Origin of the sequence: Parapedobacter sp. ISTM3 (assembly GCF_016533505.1) — a bacterium.
Taxonomy (GTDB): domain Bacteria; phylum Bacteroidota; class Bacteroidia; order Sphingobacteriales; family Sphingobacteriaceae; genus Parapedobacter; species Parapedobacter luteus.
In genome coordinates this window covers 76,950-93,568 of record NZ_JAENGN010000003.1, presented here as the reverse complement: position 1 = coordinate 93,568, position 16,619 = coordinate 76,950, and the positions used below count along the sequence as shown (strand labels likewise).

General features: G+C 44.2%; 17 protein-coding genes and 1 tRNA gene. 8 read left to right on the top strand and 10 right to left on the bottom strand.

Annotated features, from left to right (window positions below; translation table 11 throughout):
• Positions 1–14: 14 nt before the first annotated feature.
• Together JHJ32_RS05350 and JHJ32_RS05345 are read right to left on the bottom strand one after the other, a co-directional pair.
• A complete protein-coding gene (locus tag JHJ32_RS05350; RefSeq protein ID WP_200120243.1) occupies positions 15–806 on the bottom strand; it encodes a DUF4292 domain-containing protein in 792 nt (263 codons plus the stop codon).
• A complete protein-coding gene (locus JHJ32_RS05345) occupies positions 784–2,541 on the bottom strand; it encodes a tetratricopeptide repeat protein (RefSeq protein WP_200120242.1) in 1,758 nt (585 codons plus the stop codon). The genes JHJ32_RS05350 and JHJ32_RS05345 overlap by 23 nt, the downstream gene beginning before the upstream one ends.
• Positions 2,542–2,631: 90 nt before the next feature.
• Between JHJ32_RS05345 and rplM the strand changes: the two genes are divergently transcribed.
• The 5 genes from rplM to JHJ32_RS05320 all read left to right on the top strand — a co-directional run bounded on the left by rplM (position 2,632) and on the right by JHJ32_RS05320 (position 6,157).
• Positions 2,632–3,075: a 50S ribosomal protein L13 gene (rplM, locus tag JHJ32_RS05340; protein WP_079716262.1), complete on the top strand. Its 444-nt coding sequence runs from the start codon at positions 2,632–2,634 to the stop codon at positions 3,073–3,075.
• 11 nt (positions 3,076–3,086) lie between these two features.
• Positions 3,087–3,473, top strand: a complete 387-nt coding sequence (gene rpsI / locus JHJ32_RS05335; RefSeq protein WP_079716263.1) for a 30S ribosomal protein S9 — start codon at positions 3,087–3,089, stop codon at positions 3,471–3,473.
• A gap of 18 nt (positions 3,474–3,491) precedes the next feature.
• A complete protein-coding gene (rpsB, locus tag JHJ32_RS05330; RefSeq protein WP_200120241.1) occupies positions 3,492–4,364 on the top strand; it encodes a 30S ribosomal protein S2 in 873 nt (290 codons plus the stop codon).
• A 138-nt stretch (positions 4,365–4,502) separates the two neighbouring features.
• On the top strand, positions 4,503–5,342 hold the full coding sequence (gene tsf / locus JHJ32_RS05325) for a translation elongation factor Ts (RefSeq protein ID WP_079716265.1): 840 nt from the start codon (positions 4,503–4,505) through the stop codon (positions 5,340–5,342).
• Between the two features lie 353 nt (positions 5,343–5,695).
• A complete protein-coding gene (locus JHJ32_RS05320; protein WP_079716266.1) occupies positions 5,696–6,157 on the top strand; it encodes a response regulator in 462 nt (153 codons plus the stop codon).
• A 34-nt stretch (positions 6,158–6,191) separates the two neighbouring features.
• Here the strand turns inward: JHJ32_RS05320 and JHJ32_RS05315 are convergent, their stop codons facing one another.
• From JHJ32_RS05315 to JHJ32_RS05285, 7 genes are all read right to left on the bottom strand, one after another.
• Entirely contained in the window at positions 6,192–7,277 is a 1,086-nt protein-coding gene (locus JHJ32_RS05315; protein ID WP_079716267.1) for a hybrid sensor histidine kinase/response regulator, read from the bottom strand.
• A 78-nt stretch (positions 7,278–7,355) separates the two neighbouring features.
• Positions 7,356–9,506, bottom strand: coding sequence for a 7TM diverse intracellular signaling domain-containing protein (locus JHJ32_RS05310; RefSeq protein ID WP_200120240.1), 2,151 nt, complete (start codon positions 9,504–9,506; stop codon positions 7,356–7,358).
• A complete protein-coding gene (locus JHJ32_RS05305; protein WP_200120239.1) occupies positions 9,496–10,569 on the bottom strand; it encodes a ThiF family adenylyltransferase in 1,074 nt (357 codons plus the stop codon). Before JHJ32_RS05305 ends, JHJ32_RS05310 begins: the two co-directional genes overlap by 11 nt.
• Before the next feature lie 25 nt (positions 10,570–10,594).
• Complete coding sequence (locus tag JHJ32_RS05300) at positions 10,595–11,407, bottom strand: hypothetical protein (RefSeq protein WP_200120238.1); 813 nt, start codon at positions 11,405–11,407, stop codon at positions 10,595–10,597.
• A 101-nt stretch (positions 11,408–11,508) separates the two neighbouring features.
• Positions 11,509–11,973 (bottom strand): hypothetical protein, encoded by a 465-nt coding sequence (locus JHJ32_RS05295; RefSeq protein WP_079716272.1) that lies wholly within the window; start codon positions 11,971–11,973, stop codon positions 11,509–11,511.
• Position 11,974: 1 nt separating this feature from the next.
• Positions 11,975–12,118: a hypothetical protein gene (locus JHJ32_RS22790; protein WP_217698119.1), complete on the bottom strand. Its 144-nt coding sequence runs from the start codon at positions 12,116–12,118 to the stop codon at positions 11,975–11,977.
• Between the two features lie 49 nt (positions 12,119–12,167).
• A tRNA-Met gene (locus JHJ32_RS05285) sits at positions 12,168–12,241 on the bottom strand.
• Positions 12,242–12,342: 101 nt separating this feature from the next.
• Here JHJ32_RS05285 and JHJ32_RS05280 point away from each other — a divergent pair.
• Genes JHJ32_RS05280 through JHJ32_RS05270 form a run of 3 tightly spaced genes read left to right on the top strand, consistent with a single transcriptional unit; the run spans position 12,343 to position 15,535 of the window.
• Complete coding sequence (locus JHJ32_RS05280) at positions 12,343–12,720, top strand: START-like domain-containing protein (RefSeq protein WP_079716273.1); 378 nt, start codon at positions 12,343–12,345, stop codon at positions 12,718–12,720.
• 43 nt (positions 12,721–12,763) lie between these two features.
• The gene (locus tag JHJ32_RS05275; RefSeq protein ID WP_079716274.1) at positions 12,764–14,278 is read left to right on the top strand and encodes an LptF/LptG family permease; all 1,515 of its coding nucleotides are present in this window, start codon (positions 12,764–12,766) and stop codon (positions 14,276–14,278) included.
• Positions 14,279–14,314: 36 nt separating this feature from the next.
• On the top strand, positions 14,315–15,535 hold the full coding sequence (locus JHJ32_RS05270) for a bifunctional 3,4-dihydroxy-2-butanone-4-phosphate synthase/GTP cyclohydrolase II (protein WP_200120237.1): 1,221 nt from the start codon (positions 14,315–14,317) through the stop codon (positions 15,533–15,535).
• On the opposite strand, the gene JHJ32_RS05265 is transcribed toward JHJ32_RS05270, so the two are convergent.
• Positions 15,513–16,616, bottom strand: coding sequence for a lipopolysaccharide biosynthesis protein (locus JHJ32_RS05265; RefSeq protein WP_079716277.1), 1,104 nt, complete (start codon positions 16,614–16,616; stop codon positions 15,513–15,515). The two genes, JHJ32_RS05270 and JHJ32_RS05265, sit on opposite strands and share 23 nt — an antisense overlap.
• Positions 16,617–16,619: the final 3 nt, after the last annotated feature.

Below are 16,619 nucleotides of genomic sequence, written 5' to 3'. Positions count from 1 at the left end.
CGATAATCAAACTGCTAATGGATTTCCTTGTACCGTGCAGGAATGCTAAAAGGCATAGCTAACGCCTCGTCATACGCAACCCTGCTGTAACTCATCTCGGCCTGTAGATTGAATCCGTCTGCAACGGCTGAGATCGTTAGCTGGTAAGGTGATGCCATCCGTCCAGATTCCTGATACGCGGAATAACGCACCTCCAGCCGTTGATTATGTACTGCTTCATCCAACAACGTGCTCATCATACGATACGCCGCATCCACGTGTATTGTATAAACCAATTCATTGGTCTGACCACGCAGAATATGGCCACCGTCCACCGCCCAAACTTTGGTATCTCCTTCAACCGCTTGTCCAATGATGTGCCCCGCCAAAAGTTGCTGCAGATTGGTAAAATCCAGCGCTTTGTTGGTAAAATGGTGGATATAGCTAAATGGCTTCTTTAGATATTCGGCTTTCAAACGATTGATGATTTGGACACTGTCCGGTGTAATTAGCATCCGGCCTGCTTCAATGCCCATCAACGCGGTAACGGAGATCCAGATAGCCTTCCCCCTTTCCATCCGCACATTCGCGGTAACATCGTAATTATCTTTATTGATAACTATTCGGCTTTTAGCACGTCCGCTAAATGTCGTGAACTGCGGCTCATTTTGTATGATACTGTTCATGACATCCAATCGTTCGGTGTCGGACAAACGCCTTTCGTTTCCTTCTCCATCAGTAACCAATCGTTTTTTGGGCGCACATGAAAGCACCGTTATCAACAACACCAGGACAACGGCGCCTTTAATCAATATATTGTTTCGCATCGATCTTTTTGGATAATTTATCAATGTCCTTGCCAACGGATTGGGAGATGGCTCGCGCCTTTTTCCATTGCGTTACCGCGCCATCGATATTTCCCAACTTGGCAAGAATATCACCGTAGTGCTCCAGTAATGTGTCGGAAGCCTTCTCCGAGTGCTTAATGGCCCGTTCTATCCAAATCAACGCCTCTTCATATTTTCCCTGTTGGAAAAGTACCCAGGCATAGGTATCCTCGTATGACGCATAATTGGGCATAATTTCGTTTGACTTTTTTGACATCTCAGCAGCAAGCGCCAATTTCTCATTACGGATCGCCAGGTAATAAGCATAGTTATTGAGCGCATAGGCATTTGTACTGTCCAATGCGATGGCCTCTTCATAAGCAACATCGGATTCCGCATGCATCGACAGCACATGGTAGATATCCCCAAGGTTGCTATATAGTTGAGTCAGCAAGGGTATATGTGTTTCATTGGCATTGTTCAGAGCCGCTTCTAAATGAGTACGGGCTTCCTGATAATTTTTGTTACCAAGAAAACCATGCCCCGTAAAAAATAAAAACAATGGGTGGTTTGCAAATAAACGCAAAGCTTCTTTGCCATGCGTTTCCACATCATGATATCGTCCCATTTGAAGCTCCACTTGAAGCAATTGTTGCCAGACACCTTCGATATATTTATTTTTATCCAACGCTTCCAGATACGCTTCGCGCGCCTGTTCCAACTGTTGCAGCTGCATATATATATCCCCTCTCACGGCGTGAGCCTTAGCCTCTCCCGGATAAGACTCAGCCAACAGGTTGGCCAAGTCAGCCACATACTTGCCCTCGATCGGATGTTCTTGTTCGCCAATAGCAGTATATAATATACCGGCTTTGGCATCTATGTCCAATTGGTCACTTAGGAAGGCCTGACGGAGAAAATCGTATGCCTGCCGTTGTTTGCCCATAACCAAATAAGTGTCCGACTTACTAAGTAAGACGAGCGGTTCATTCGGAAACAAATCCGCCGCACGATCCAGCAAAGCCAAGGCTTTCTTGGATTTTCCTGCATTCGTATACAATTCAGCCAGTAATATGTAGCTTTTGCTTTCTTCAGGCTTTTTTGCGACAAGCAGCTCCAATTCCCGTATCGCCGAAGCCGTATTGCCCTGCGCCAAATAGATCTGATATTTAGCTAAATACTGATCGTCGGTTTCTCCAAATTTCTCAGCCACTGTCTCCCATACCGCAAGCGCATCATTGTACCGTTTATCCAGGTATAGCGTGTATGCCTTATCCTGATAATGGGATAGCTTGTCAGGATTGAGGTTGATAAGCTCATCAAACACCATCGGCATTTCCCGTACATTTGTCGTCTTTTTATAAATATCCAATAGCAGGTTCCAGTACCATTCATTTTTAGGATGCAGCGCTGCGGCACGCTTTGCGGACCGCTCAGCAGCCGCGAAGTCCTCATTCTCAAAATAAATTCTTGCTAACTCGAAATGAGCCGCATCGTTGTCCGGCTGCAGGTTTACCAATTTGTCAAAGGTGTTTTCTGCGGCCGCGAGCTGGCCGGATGACTTTTGCTGTATACCTTTGAAATATAATTCCTTTATCAATAGGCTATCACCGACACTGAGCACTTTAGGTACAGCAACTTCATCCTGGGCTTGAACAGCGCCTCCCGCTACCATCAACCATCCGAATGCTACCAATTGCCCAAAACAACGCACCTTTATTATTACTTGCCACATAACTTTGAAAAATCAATTTTATTATCGTACCTTTGCAGACCCTTAAACAAGGGGCTAAATATATTTATTAATTATTTCAAAACAAAGCAAGTGAATACGTTAAGTTACAAAACTGTCTCTGCCAACAAAAGCACCGTCAACAAGGAGTGGATTGTTGTTGACGCTGAGGGCGAGATCTTGGGGCGCTTGTCATCTCAGATTGCTAAAGTGATCCGGGGAAAGCACAAGCCTTCTTACACCCCACACGTAGACTGCGGCGATAACGTAATTGTGATCAACGCAGACAAAGTTAGACTGACCGGCAATAAACTTGAGGACAAGGTGTACAGCCGTTACACCGGTTACCCAGGCGGTCAGCGTTTCACCTCTCCAAAGCAGTTGTTGGCCAAGCATCCGGAGCGCATTCTGGAAAAAGCCGTACGCGGCATGCTGCCCAAAAACCGTTTGGGACGCGCGTTGTTCAAAAACCTGTATGTATACGCAGGCAACGAGCATCCTCATGCAGCACAAAATCCAAAAACTGTTAAATTCTAAGGAGAAAAGAAATGTCAACAACTAACACTTCAGGAAGAAGAAAAACTGCTGTTGCCCGCATTTATCTTTCCGCTGGCAGCGGCAATATTACCGTGAATGGTAAAGATTATAAAGAATATTTCCCAACATTGCCATTGCAATACATCGTTACCCAAAGCACGGAAGTGGCCGGCGCTGCCGGTAATTACGATGTAAAAGTTAACGTAGCCGGAGGAGGCATCAAAGGTCAGGCGGAGGCCGTCCGTTTGGCAATAGCCAAAGCGCTCATCGAGCTTAATCCCGAGGTGAAACCTGCATTACGGGCTAAAGGCCTGGTAACTCGTGACGACCGTATGGTGGAACGAAAGAAACCCGGACGCCGTAAAGCACGCAGGAGATTCCAATTCAGTAAACGTTAATTTTAAGGAGAACAAAAAATGGCAAGAACAACATATCAAGAGTTATTGGATGCAGGTGTGCACTTTGGCCACCTTACCCGTAAATGGGATCCGAAAATGGCTAAGTACATTTTCATGGAACGTAATGGCATCCACATTATTGACTTAAATAAAACCCTTACCAAGCTCGAAGAAGCGGCGTCAGCAATTAAACAAGTTGTCAAGTCTGGCCGGAAAGTCTTATTCGTAGCAACTAAGAAACAAGCCAAAGACATCGTAGCCGCTCAAGCTAAAGCTGTAAACATGCCCTTTGTAACCGAACGCTGGTTAGGCGGAATGCTTACTAACTTCGCTACGGTACGTAAATCCATCAAAAAGATGTCAAACATCGACAAGATGACCAAAGATGGCACTTACGATGTCTTGTCCAAGAAAGAAAAGCTGATGATACAGCGCGAGCGGATCAAGTTGGAAAACCTGCTAGGTGGTATTGCTGATTTGAACCGCCTGCCAGCAGCGCTCTTTATCATCGATGTGAAAAAAGAGCACATCGCGGTAAGTGAAGCACTGAAGCTAAACATCCCCACATTCGCCATGGTGGATACCAATTCGGACCCTACCAATATCGACTTTCCTATTCCGTCCAATGATGACGCGACGAAATCCATTAGTCTCATCACAGAGATTATAGGAAAGGCAATCCAGGAAGGTCTTGAAGAGCGGAAACGCGACAAAGAGGAAGAAGCTGAGCGGGAAGCCGCTGCCGCTAAAGCCAAAATTGACAGCGGTGAGGAGCCTGACACGGAAATTAAAGATTCAAAAGCCGACGCGGACGCGTCAGGAAAACGCCCCCGTAAAACAAAAGTAGAGGCTTCAGCAGAAACAGACGACGAAACGCAAGACGGAGAATAATCTCTACAGAAGCCGGATGGTAAACAGCAGGTTTCGGAAGCATTATTTTTCCGTTAACCGGTTGCCTTCCGGCTTTTTTATAGGTACTTTGCAGTAGTCAAAAACATATTTACGTATACACAAAACAAGGAAAATAACATGTCCACAGTACAAATTTCAGCATCGGATGTAAATAAGCTGCGCCAACAGACCGGCGCGGGCATGATGGATTGCAAGAAGGCACTCATTGAAGCCAATGGTAATTTTGAGGCCGCTATCGATTATTTACGTAAAAAAGGTGCTAAAGTAGCCGCAAGCCGTCAAGATCGTGATTCAAACGAAGGTGTCGTGATTGCGAAAACAACAGCCGATGGCAAGAAAGGCGTCATTATTGAATTGAATTGCGAAACGGATTTTGTTGCCAAGAATGCCGATTTTATTGCCTTTGCAGAAAGCATCGCAGATGTCGCCGTAAATCAAGCCCCTGCATCGTTGGACGCGCTAAAACAATTGGAAATAAATGGTATCAAGATTTCCGATTTGCTGCTTGATCAAACTGGGAAAATTGGAGAAAAAATAGATGTCTCCAAGTATGAAACTGTCGAAGCCGAAAAAATAGTTGCTTATATACATGGCAATTATCGATTGGGCGTATTGGTAGGACTTAATCAAGCTATTGAGGGCGCTGACGAGGCCGGCAAAGACGTTGCCATGCAAATTGCAGCGATGAACCCTGTTGCCATTGACAAAGGTGATGTAGACGCCCGCACTATCGAGCGTGAATTGGAAATTGCAAAAGAACAAATTCGGGCCGAAGGTAAGCCCGAGGAGATGGTTGAAAAAATTGCGCAGGGCAAACTCAATAAATTCTACAAAGAATCCACGTTGCTCAATCAAGAGTTTGTAAAAGATTCTTCCAAGAACATTGCTCAGTTCTTAGACAGCGTCTCCAAAGGATTAACCGTCACCGTTTTTAAACGGGTACAACTGGGCGCTTAACAGCACAGTGCCCCGCAAATTATATCATCTCATGCCGGGCAAAATAAAACACCTCCTTATTATTCACATGATAAGGAGGTGTTCATTGCACCTTTCTTTCCGCCAAACCATCTACAAATAAAATTAGTAACTAATAGGATAATTTTATCTTAAATATTGCCATCTTTTTGCACATTATTGGTTTTAACACACACTAGCGTCAATTTATTAATTATTATTGCCATTTTAACAATAAAGTTTACTAACTTGGAATTTGAATTGGCATACACCTTATTAACGTGAAGTTAAAAAATTCGATACCAGGCTGTGTTAGGTAGCTCGTGCATATTCCTTTGGATTAAAACTGTGAAAACATGGAAAGGAAAATTTCAATTTTATATGTGGATGATGAGGAGAACAACTTAATCTCTTTCCGGGCCACATTCCGCCTAAAGTATAAGGTATATACGGCCTTGAGTGGTAGAGAAGCTATCCAACTGATCAAGGAAAGACCAATTAACGTCATTATCACCGACCAACGGATGCCGCAAATGACGGGGGTTGAATTTCTGGAAGAGGTGATCAAAGTCAACCCGGACCCGATGCGAATACTCCTTACAGGATATGCCGATATGAGTGCGGTGGTTGACGCGGTCAATAAGGGCAAAATTTTCCATTACCTGAGCAAACCGTGGAGCGAAGAAGAATTAGATGATACCATTCAGCGGGCGTATGAAATTTACGCCGAAAGAGAACGGATAAAAGAGTCTTTTTCGAAACTTGAAGTAACGAACGAGCAACTTGAATTCCTACTCAGACAAAAGCTGCTTTCATGACACAAACCTATAAGGATGGCCGATAAGCACCGGCTTATTTGCTCGGGATAACGACCGTAAAGGTGGTTCCTTCGCCCTCTACAGAGGTCACCGCTATTTCTCCCTGAAGTTTAGCCAACGCACTTTTCACATTGTATAACCCAAAACCTGTTCCTTCTGCCTGATCGCTTCCTCTAAAAAACAACTTAAAAATCTCCCCGATATCCTGCTCCGCGATACCGATTCCCGTATCACTCACTTGTATAGTAGCTTTGCTGCCTTCGACAACAACAGACAACTTCACCATTTTATGGTCGTTGTCCCGCTTTTGATATTTGAAAGCATTGGACAACAAATTATGCAAAATAAGCTTCAACGCTGTTTCGTCGCCCTTAAACACTTCCTTTTGGTCACTACTGATCACGAATTCGACGTTGTGGTTCCGCGTATATATACTATAAAAATTTTGTAAATATTCAAATAAGGACTCAAAGCTTATTTCGGAAATTGTCAGTTCTCCACGTTTCAACAAGTAATAATCATGGAGGCTGTTTATGTAAGAATTTAACTTTAGCACAGAACTTTCCATTAACGCCAGAATCTCGTGAATTCTGTCTACGGAATCAAATTCCAGCGCCAATTTTATAGCAGACAATACGCCTGTCAAAGGATCCCGAAGATCATGGCTCACACTATAGGCGAATTTATCCAGTTCATCATATGCTTTCTGAAGTTCTTCATTCCTAATATCCAACATCGAGTTAGTAATGTAAAACTTGTTGGCCTCCTCGATGGAAGATATAATTTCTTCCTCAACCCACGGCTTTCGCACAAATCGGAAAATATGCCCTTTATTCACAGCGTCCACCACTGTTTCCATATCGGCGTATGCCGTCAGTAGAATCCGGATCGGCCTCGGAAAATCATGCTTTATTTTGTGCAAAAAGTCAATCCCCATTTCTCCGGGCATCCGCTGGTCGCAAAAAATGATTCTAATGTTGGGGTTTGAACGCAGTATCTCGCGAGCTTCATCGGTATTGATTGCCGTGTATACGGGGTAACGATACCTAAACGTAGCTTTGAAACTGATTAGGTTGTTGGCCTCGTCATCGATGTACAGTATTTCCGGGGACTTGAGCATAAAGCTTTGGAACGTTTATATGGCCAATGAAGCTAAAAAACAAAAATAAACATAAATGATTTGAATAAAGAAAAACACTTAATGCATTTGTTGCCTAAGCGGAATGATTAGTATAAAGTTTGTCCCTTCACCTACTTCAGACTCAATCTTTATCTCGCCTTGATGCTTTTTAATGGTGTTATAGGCTATCGACATACCCAACCCTGTTCCTTCACCAACCTCTTTGGTGGTAAAAAAAGGTTCAAATATTTTTTCCTGCACGTCCGCCGGCATTCCTATTCCGTTATCCTTGATTGATATGTATACATTCACGGCATCTACCTCCGTTTTTATTTCTAAAAGGCCACCCGGTCTTCCTTCGAACTTCTTATTAATCGCGTAGAGCGCATTGGTTATAATATTGAGAAACACCTGATTCAGCTTTCCCGGATAACATTCAATATGAGGAAGGTCGGCATAGTGTTTAGCGACATGCACGCCCTCTTTGACCACGCTATTCAAAATCACTAACGTCGACTCCAACCCTTCGTTGATGTCTGCAAACTTCAACGAATCTTCGTCGACCCGCGAGAAAATCCGTAAGCTCTTTACTATTTCCGCCGTCCTATTCGCCCCTTCGTGCATGCCTTTGAGCAGGAAATCGATTTCTTCTTTAAGGTAATCAAAATCCAATTCGTCTTTATATGTGTTGATATACCGCTTTTTTTCTTCAATCGACGAGTCTGCACACGCAATCCGTTCAATTTCGCTCAGCGTATCCCATATCATATTAATGTCCCGTCTCAGCGGTGCCACATTAGAGGTGACAAAGTTAATTGGATTATTGATTTCGTGTGCGACGCCGGCGGTCAATTGGCCAAGAGAAGCCATCTTTTCCGCTTCAACCAGTTGGGCCTGGGTTTCTTTTAAATAGGTCAGCGTCTTCTGCAACGACTCGTTGGATTCTTTCAGGGCATGAGTGCGTTCTTCAACCCGCTGTTCAAGAATAATATTTTGCTCGCGTATCAGCTTTTCGTTTTCCTTGGACATCAGCAGGGCCCTCGCCTGCGAATCTTCTTTTTCTTTTCTATACAAGTTGATCTTGTCCCCAAGCGCAAACGACAGCAGCAATGCCTCGACCAGCGATCCAATCTGAACAGCGTGCACCGTCAACAGGCTATAGCTGAGCATACCATAATCCTTCAGGACAAACGTAATTACACTACCAAGGAAAATACCCCATGCAATCAGAAACAATTTAGCAGGACGGTTACCCCTTCTATATGTAATATAAGCTATTATCAATACAATCAAGGATCCTGAACCCGCAACCAAATTGACCGCGCTGTAACCTACGGAAGGTCCCTGTAGAAAGAGGAGAGCGATGGCAATTAAATCGCCGATAATAATCAAGTTCAACCAGCCGTTAAAATACTTGCTATAATTTTTTATGTTCAAAAACGACTTTACAAAAAAGACAGAAGCGATACCAGACATGGCGCCGAAAAACGTGACGACATATCCATTTGGAATCTCAATCCACTGGAAAAAGCGATCAAAATAACCCAGTAAGGCAACCTGCGCAGCTGTAACCCAAAAAATATAATGAACATAGATCAAGTAGTGCCGATCACGCGCCGAGAAGTATAAGAAAAGGTTATACAGTAACATCGCCAGCATAACACCTATGTAGATCCCCGAACGTATATCGAATCCGCCTACCGCCTTAATAAAGCTTCTGGAATCGCTAATCATCAATGGCACGAGCAATTGTGTCGTGCTTCTTAATCTCAAATAGAACGTGGCCGAGTCGCCCCGTGGAATCACCAGGTTGTGCGCAAAAAACTGGTGATGGTAATCCCTTTCTACATAAGGCGTAGCCGTAGTAATGGGCACGCTGTCCACTATCGCTCCAGCCAGCTTGAAAAGGGCAACTTCCTCTATCGTCGGATTGCTGATGCTGAGTATGAGCTGCGGATAGTCTGTATCGTTGAAAATCGTAAACCGAATCCAATTGTTGACCTCACTGGTACCAAAGTTCAATACTTCAGAATTGCTTCTTTCAAAAACCCCTCGGCCAGCAAGAATATCCTCAACGGTAAGCCGATTGCTCGTATCCTGAAATATTTCGACTTCACGCCCTATGTATTTGGCCGAATAGCCGTCTGCAACGTGTATAACCGGTTGGGCAAACAGGCAAGGTAAGCACTGAAACAAAAAAAAAATACTGCTAATGAATTTAATGTCCATCTAATAGTTGGTCAATATCAAAGTAATACCTGCCTGATTTTACGTGTTCGCCCAACAGCACTTTACGCGAAACATCGGTAACAACCCCGCCTCCCAAAACAACTGATGATGCCAGTTGCGGCCATGACCGCAACGTTTTTCCGATTTCAGCAAATGATTGTTTCATTCGCGGAGAAAGCATTTCAGCATTTACGATTTTTTTGACGATGTTCATCCGTTCGCTATTTGCCATAGACCCAACGTTTTCAGCATCTCTTTCATCCACAAACCCATGCAACAAGGGCCGATCCGGCTCAAGATCAAATCGCTCGATGTCCAGCATCCCGCGATCGTTGGTCTCCATGATAACGGGCATATTACATTTTCGTGCTTCTACCCGGCTTTTCAGTTTGACTTCCATATTATCACATACTTCAATCAGTAGATCAAGAGATCCGCCCGCCGTTAAAAAGTCCACCATATTATGCGCATGTAAGCCTTCAGAAAACACTTCCACGTTTATAAACGGATCCAGTTCGGCAACTTCGCGCGCTGCGATGATCGCTTTGTTTAGGCCTAAATTATGTACGCCGGTCCGGATACGATTCAGGTTACTCAATTCGACAGTGTCAAAATCAGCGAGCCGCAAGGTCCCGCAAACGCGTTCCATAGCCATCGTAAGCGCGATAGATTGTCCCACCGACAGCCCAACAATGCCGATCACCTTCTCTTTCAGTACGAGCTGCTCCTGCGCAGATATCTTGAGCTGATTACGATTGGTTCTTAACTCATAAAATTCGGTATCAGGCACCAAATGCACTAATTTCCTACTCCAAGGATAGTAAACCCAAACACCATACGATGTTAAATCTTTACCATCCAAGTACTGTTCAGTCAAATGCGGCTGATCCAGGGTAGACACATCAACAGATGGGTAGCGTATCTTATGCAGCTCCTGTAATTGATGCATGACCGTATCATAAACAAACAATGCTTCACCGTTTCTTAGCTCGTTATAGCGTTTTCTGTCGGTTGGTGATTCAAGCCTTAACAACTCGGGACGATACATTTTATCCGGTTCCATATAGGTTACGATTGATATATCTTGTTTAGATTACATTAACCACATTATCTCTGTTTTCCAGATGGTTAGGACGAGTAGCCTTATAGTTACGTATGACTTCCTGCAAATCCCATCCTTCCATTTCTGGCAATAGGATTTCGTAGTGTATTTCTATTTCCTTGCGCCTTAGCCGTTCGACTCGGACCAGGTTTAGGTGCTGCCGGATGCTGAATATGGCGTTGCGGTTCTCCTCATCTGCACGCTCCAAGCCGTCCACATCCTTCAAAAGCATGGTCGTCGCCAACAAGTCCAGCTTGGGATAATAAAATGTCCCGTCGTTGCCCACACTGCGTTCTATCATATACCCAACACTCTCAGCCATCTTCACCGTATATGGCGCGCAGAGGGCGAAAAGAGACTTCAAACCAATTTGCGTAGAGATTGCAACGGCCGCCCGTGTCAAGAAAATACTTCCAACTCCATAGCCGGCAATTTCACGCGAGTTCCACAGTCCGCAAATTTCACCAGTTCCCTGCTGTGCATATTGCCACACCAGGTCGAAAATTTTCGGATCCATTCTTCCGGTCGCTTCTTCAATCGGCAATGGCTGGCTACCTCCAGCAACGTGTATCCGCGCGCCTCCAAACACCCGTTCCTTATCCAGGGATTCAACGATCAACACGAAAGCCGCCGGATTAAACATCCACTCGTTTTTGGATGAGGTGACCTTCTTTACACCGATATTGGTTAATACTTGTTCGTGCCCCTTCAAAAAGAGCTCACAAGTTTTAGGATCATCGATAGCCCGAAAGGCTCTTAGCCTTACAACAGGATGTTCCTCGTTTAAAATTAAAGACATGAAATGAATTCAAGCGTACCCTTACAAAAATAATAAATTAAACGCAATCTATTTAATAAAATAATTTCTTTCTTATATTCAAAATTAAATTCCATAGTCCCTCATCCTATTGTGCCGCCAAGATAAAGAACGAAAAGTGACATGACATCAGGAATTTTAAAAAACAAGAAGAGGCCGTCTTTTACGTACAGAAGGTCGTTTCCGAATCTTCCGAATCGGTCAGAAAGGAGCAACGAAGGCAAATCCACACTTTTCTCCCTCAGCTTCTGTATTTTTGTATTGAAAGGTTCGTCCCCTTCCGAAAATCGCAGATACATCAACGAAGCGTATTCCGCGAAAGATTCAGTCAACCATTTTTCCATGCTGTGATGGTTGCCTCTGTTCCACCACGTGTGTGACACTTCATGTGCCAGTGTATAAAATTCATCCAGGTCATTGACCAGCGTAATGTAATTGCCCTCAGCTTTTTGAATCCTTACAACAGCTTTGGGAAGTGGCCGGATCAAGATCGAAATGTGCTTACCGCCTGGAGCGCTTCCCATTTGATCGTTATAAAAATCCACCATGCTAACTGTTTTCTCCTCCCCCTGCTCCAGCAGCTCCCCCCTGGTTGCCCTTGACGGCCAGCAGGTAATCAGACTTCTTCGAGCGTATCTTCGCCGCGACGTCTCGCTGGCATCCCATGGCGTTGAAACAAGTGGGCCCAGCCATAAACTGTGTAAAAAGCAAAAGGGCCGCGATTTACGGCCCTTTTTGTCGGTAGCGGGGAGCAGGATCGAACTGCCGACCTTAGGGTTATGAATCCTACGCTCTAACCATCTGAGCTACCCCGCCAAAAAATTAGTTTGCAAATATAGTTTATTTTCCTTTTCTTTAGAAAAAAAGTTGAGAAAGTATAAATAGGATAAATTAAACGCTTAACCATCACCATTGGCATGACAGAAAAAATCAAATTCCAGCTGGAATACGAAATCAAGTCTTCACCAAAAATTCTATTCTCCTTCCTGCATGAACCCAATGCATTAGCACAATGGTTTGCAGACGACGTGACATACAAAGATGGTGTCTACGAATTCAGCTGGGATGATGAACAACACATTGCTAAGCTTATCAGTCTTAAAGAAAATAAATTGGTTAAATACAAATGGTTGGACGACGAACCCTATCATTTTGAAATGGAAATCGTTCAAGACGAGCTCACCAATGATGTCGCACTGGCCATCACGGATTTTGCTCGGGAAGAAAACCTCAACGACCGCAAACTAATCTGGAATAACCAAATTGAATACCTTCAAAGCGTAATTGGTGCCTAAAAAATACTACCTTTGTATAGAGGTCATTTAGGGGCGCTTGTTAATGAAAAAAATCCATCTTCTTATCCTTAAAGCATTTATCCGGCCGTTCATCGTCACCTTTTTTATTGTGATGTTTGTCTTGCTGATGCTTTTTCTTTTCAAGTATATTGATGACTTGATTGGAAAAGGATTTGAATGGTATGTCATCCTTGAACTATTAGCCTATCAATCTGCCGTACAGATATCCATGGCGATGCCACTCTCCATGCTACTTTCTTCCATTATGACGTTTGGCAATTTAGGAGAAAGCTATGAATTGGTTGCCATCAAGGCTGCTGGAATTTCGCTTAGAAAAGCCATGACGCCGCTGTTTATTCTGGTAGGCCTATTCAGTGGGGGTGCTTTCCTGTTCAGCGACTACATACTACCTGTAGTTAACCTCAAAATGGGTGCTTTGCTATACGATGTCCGGATTAAACAGGCTGACTTTCTCATCAAGCCCGGCATCTTCAACAATACTATTCCCGGATATTCCATCAGGGCAAAAGGCAAAAGCAAAGATGGAAAAATTCTATATGATTTAATGATATACGACCATAAGTCGAGCAACACAGCAAGTAATGTCCTATTGGCTAAAGAAGGGTATATTTATAATTCCCCGGACAACAACACCATGATTCTAAAACTTAAAGATGGTGTGCGTTATGAAGACAGCAGGGCCAGGAACGCCAAGGTATATAATCCCCGTCAACAATTCACCCGGTTTTATTTCGATGAAACCGAACAAAAGTTTGATATGTCGGCATTCCAAATGAAGCGTACTGACGAAAACCTGTTTAAAAGCCATCACATGATGCTCAATTTAAAACAATTAAGGCAGTACACCGATTCAAATGCCGTGCAAATGGACAGCCTTAGACGCACCGTATTCAAAGAAGTACAATCCTACTATTACCATTTTAATGACTATTACAAAGCTAAAGACACCCTCTTATCCCCATCCGTTCCTGTAGTTACTTACCAGCATGGATTTATAGAGGCTATACCTAATGACAAACGTACCATGGCAATCAACAGCGCCATGAATCAGGTTCGATATATCAAAGATGTGCTGAATATTAAAGCCAACGAGGATACGTTTTATCGCGACAAGGACATTCGGTACAATATCGAATTTCAACGCAAATTCACGTTAGCCGTTTCCTGCCTATTGTTGTTTTGTATAGGTGCTCCTTTAGGGGCAATCATCCGTAAGGGCGGCCTTGGCCTTCCTGTCGTTATGGCGATCATCTTTTTCTTGATTTACCACATCATATCCACGGTAAGTGAAAAGTCAGCGAAGGAAGGAAATATAGACACCTTCTGGGGGATGTGGATGGCCATTTTCACCTTATCTCCCCTTGCCGTCTTCCTCGCTTATAAAGCCGCTACGGATTCTGCGTTATTTGATATTGAGCAATACAGGCTAAAAGCAGAAAAGGCCATAACCTGGATAAAAAACAGGTTTGGCGCCCGCAGCCGCAAAGTCGTGCAAGCGCGGAAATCTTTACATGACGATTATACATTATCGTCATAAGTAACGTACTTTTGTGTGGTTTATTAGGAGACCCAAATGAGCATCAGGCTAAATACAATCGAAGAAGCAATTAGCGATATTAAGCTAGGAAAAGTGGTTATCGTGGTCGATGATGAAAATCGCGAAAATGAGGGTGATTTCGTCACCGCTGCACGAAACGCTACACCTGAAATAATTAATTTCATGGCTACCCATGGCCGGGGTTTGGTATGTGTCCCGCTTAGTGAAGAACGATGCAAGGCACTTAACTTGAACCTGATGGTCGGGAATAATACCGCAGTTTATGAAACCAACTTTACTGTATCCGTAGATCTGCAAGGTTATGGCTGCACGACGGGGATCTCAGCATCAGATCGTTCGAAAACAATTAAAGCATTAATAAATCCGGCTATAAAGCCTGAAGAATTCGGCCGACCGGGCCATATCTTCCCCTTAATTGCAAAAGACGGCGGTGTATTGCGCCGTGCGGGGCATACCGAAGCAGCTGTCGACTTGGCAAGGCTCGCCGGATTCGAGCCAGCAGGCGTATTAGTGGAGATTCTTAAAGATGACGGCGAAATGGCTCGCTTGCCCGATCTGCTTCAAGTCGCTGACCATTTTGATTTAAAAATTATTTCCATCAAAGATTTGATTGAATACCGGTTAGCGAAGGATACGCTCATCACCCGTGAAGTATCCGTAAACCTGCCGACCGAATGGGGCCAATTTAACTTGATGGCGTACACGCAAAAAAACACCGGAGAGCAACATATCGCAATCTATAAAGGCGAATGGACACCAGACGAACCTATTCTCGTGCGCGTGCACAGCTCGTGCGTTACCGGCGATATTTTCGGCTCGTGCCGCTGTGATTGCGGACCGCAGCTTCACCGGGCGATGCAGATGATTGAAGAAGCGGGAAAAGGGGTCGTTGTTTACATGAATCAAGAAGGCAGAGGAATCGGGCTTATCAATAAATTACACGCCTACAACCTGCAAGAAAATGGCCTTGATACGGTAGACGCCAACCTTGAACTGGGCTTCAAACCAGACCACCGGGATTACGGTGTCGGCGCACAAATTCTAAGAGATTTGGGGGTCACCAAAATGCGCTTGATGAGCAATAACCCCACCAAGCGAGCTGGCTTGATTGGCTATGGCTTGGAAATCGTCGAAAATGTCCCTATAGAAATCGAGCCAAATCCGTACAATGAACGCTATTTAAGGGCTAAACGGGATAGAATGGGGCATACGATCATGAAGGATCCGCTTCCATAATCTGACGGTATATCCGCCTGATCAACAGAACTAAACAAGCCAGGAAACCACCTAGGACTCCACCGATGATGATGGCTTTGACCTTGCCAAGCTTATCATTTTCAAGCGGGAGTATGGGCCTGTCCAGTACTTGAATAACAGGCTTTTCATTGCGGAGCGTTATCTTGGCAAGCTCCTGATTTTTAACCAGCTCTGTTAATATCGCCGTATTGGCCTGTACATCCACCGTACGCCGCTGTGACCCCACGCGTAAGCTTTGGAAAGCCCTATTGGGGTTCGGGTTAGCATCCGCCGCTGCAGCCACACCACCAATCGCCTCATTAAGTTCCCTACGTACGGAGTCTACCTGATGGGTAAGAATAGCCAAATTCTCCTCCGCTTTTTGCGTACGCGTTTTGATATAAAAATCCGATGCGTTTTCGATCAACGTTTCGGCAAACGCCTTTGAAAAAGCTTCATCGGGGGTTTCCATCTTGATGGCGATGATGTTCAGTTTTTTATCGGGTTTGTCAATTACCAGATTTTTTTTCAAAATCGCCTTGTAGAATCGAGACATCAAGCTATCCTGTAGAAAAACACCTGAAGTATCAGCAAACTGGAAACCCTTTAATCGCTCCTTTTCGGCCCACTTTTCTCTAAAATTGTTATATTCAACATAGCGGTTTACCAACAGATCCTTTTTTCCCTCAATTTCGACCTCCGTAAGCAAGGTCTTGTCAATCATCGAACGGGATTTCAGGAACTCAATGATATTATCTCCTTGGAAGAAACCGCCAGAACCACCAATCCCGCCCAAATTGAAGCCCAGCTGGGCTGCAATACCTGCCGCCGCACCTAAACTGCTTTGCGACGCCCCCTGTTCCTCCATGACAAAGTTAAGCGTTGCCGTGTAATTAGTTCGCTTTGCTATTGAATATACAAGCCCAACGACACCACCAAGTAATCCAACGATTAAAATAATCGCCCATTTATTTAAGAAATACCTGAACCATTCTCTCACATTTGTGATTAATTCTTTCAAGCTAATGTCATCATCCTGTGGCTGCGGACGTTGAGCGATGCTAACTTTGTTTTCTGCCATAGT

Coding starts and splice junctions, on each gene's coding strand:
- JHJ32_RS05350 (WP_200120243.1), bottom strand. CDS start 806: ATGCGAAACAATATATTGATTAAAGGCGCCGTTGTCCTGGTGTTGTTG.
- JHJ32_RS05345 (WP_200120242.1), bottom strand. CDS start 2,541: ATGTGGCAAGTAATAATAAAGGTGCGTTGTTTTGGGCAATTGGTAGCA.
- rpsI (WP_079716263.1), top strand. CDS start 3,087: ATGTCAACAACTAACACTTCAGGAAGAAGAAAAACTGCTGTTGCCCGC.
- rpsB (WP_200120241.1), top strand. CDS start 3,492: ATGGCAAGAACAACATATCAAGAGTTATTGGATGCAGGTGTGCACTTT.
- tsf (WP_079716265.1), top strand. CDS start 4,503: ATGTCCACAGTACAAATTTCAGCATCGGATGTAAATAAGCTGCGCCAA.
- JHJ32_RS05320 (WP_079716266.1), top strand. CDS start 5,696: ATGGAAAGGAAAATTTCAATTTTATATGTGGATGATGAGGAGAACAAC.
- JHJ32_RS05315 (WP_079716267.1), bottom strand. CDS start 7,277: ATGCTCAAGTCCCCGGAAATACTGTACATCGATGACGAGGCCAACAAC.
- JHJ32_RS05310 (WP_200120240.1), bottom strand. CDS start 9,506: ATGGACATTAAATTCATTAGCAGTATTTTTTTTTTGTTTCAGTGCTTA.
- JHJ32_RS05305 (WP_200120239.1), bottom strand. CDS start 10,569: ATGGAACCGGATAAAATGTATCGTCCCGAGTTGTTAAGGCTTGAATCA.
- JHJ32_RS05300 (WP_200120238.1), bottom strand. CDS start 11,407: ATGTCTTTAATTTTAAACGAGGAACATCCTGTTGTAAGGCTAAGAGCC.
- JHJ32_RS05295 (WP_079716272.1), bottom strand. CDS start 11,973: ATGGTGGATTTTTATAACGATCAAATGGGAAGCGCTCCAGGCGGTAAG.
- JHJ32_RS22790 (WP_217698119.1), bottom strand. CDS start 12,118: ATGGCTGGGCCCACTTGTTTCAACGCCATGGGATGCCAGCGAGACGTC.
- JHJ32_RS05280 (WP_079716273.1), top strand. CDS start 12,343: ATGACAGAAAAAATCAAATTCCAGCTGGAATACGAAATCAAGTCTTCA.
- JHJ32_RS05275 (WP_079716274.1), top strand. CDS start 12,764: ATGAAAAAAATCCATCTTCTTATCCTTAAAGCATTTATCCGGCCGTTC.
- JHJ32_RS05270 (WP_200120237.1), top strand. CDS start 14,315: ATGAGCATCAGGCTAAATACAATCGAAGAAGCAATTAGCGATATTAAG.
- JHJ32_RS05265 (WP_079716277.1), bottom strand. CDS start 16,616: ATGGCAGAAAACAAAGTTAGCATCGCTCAACGTCCGCAGCCACAGGAT.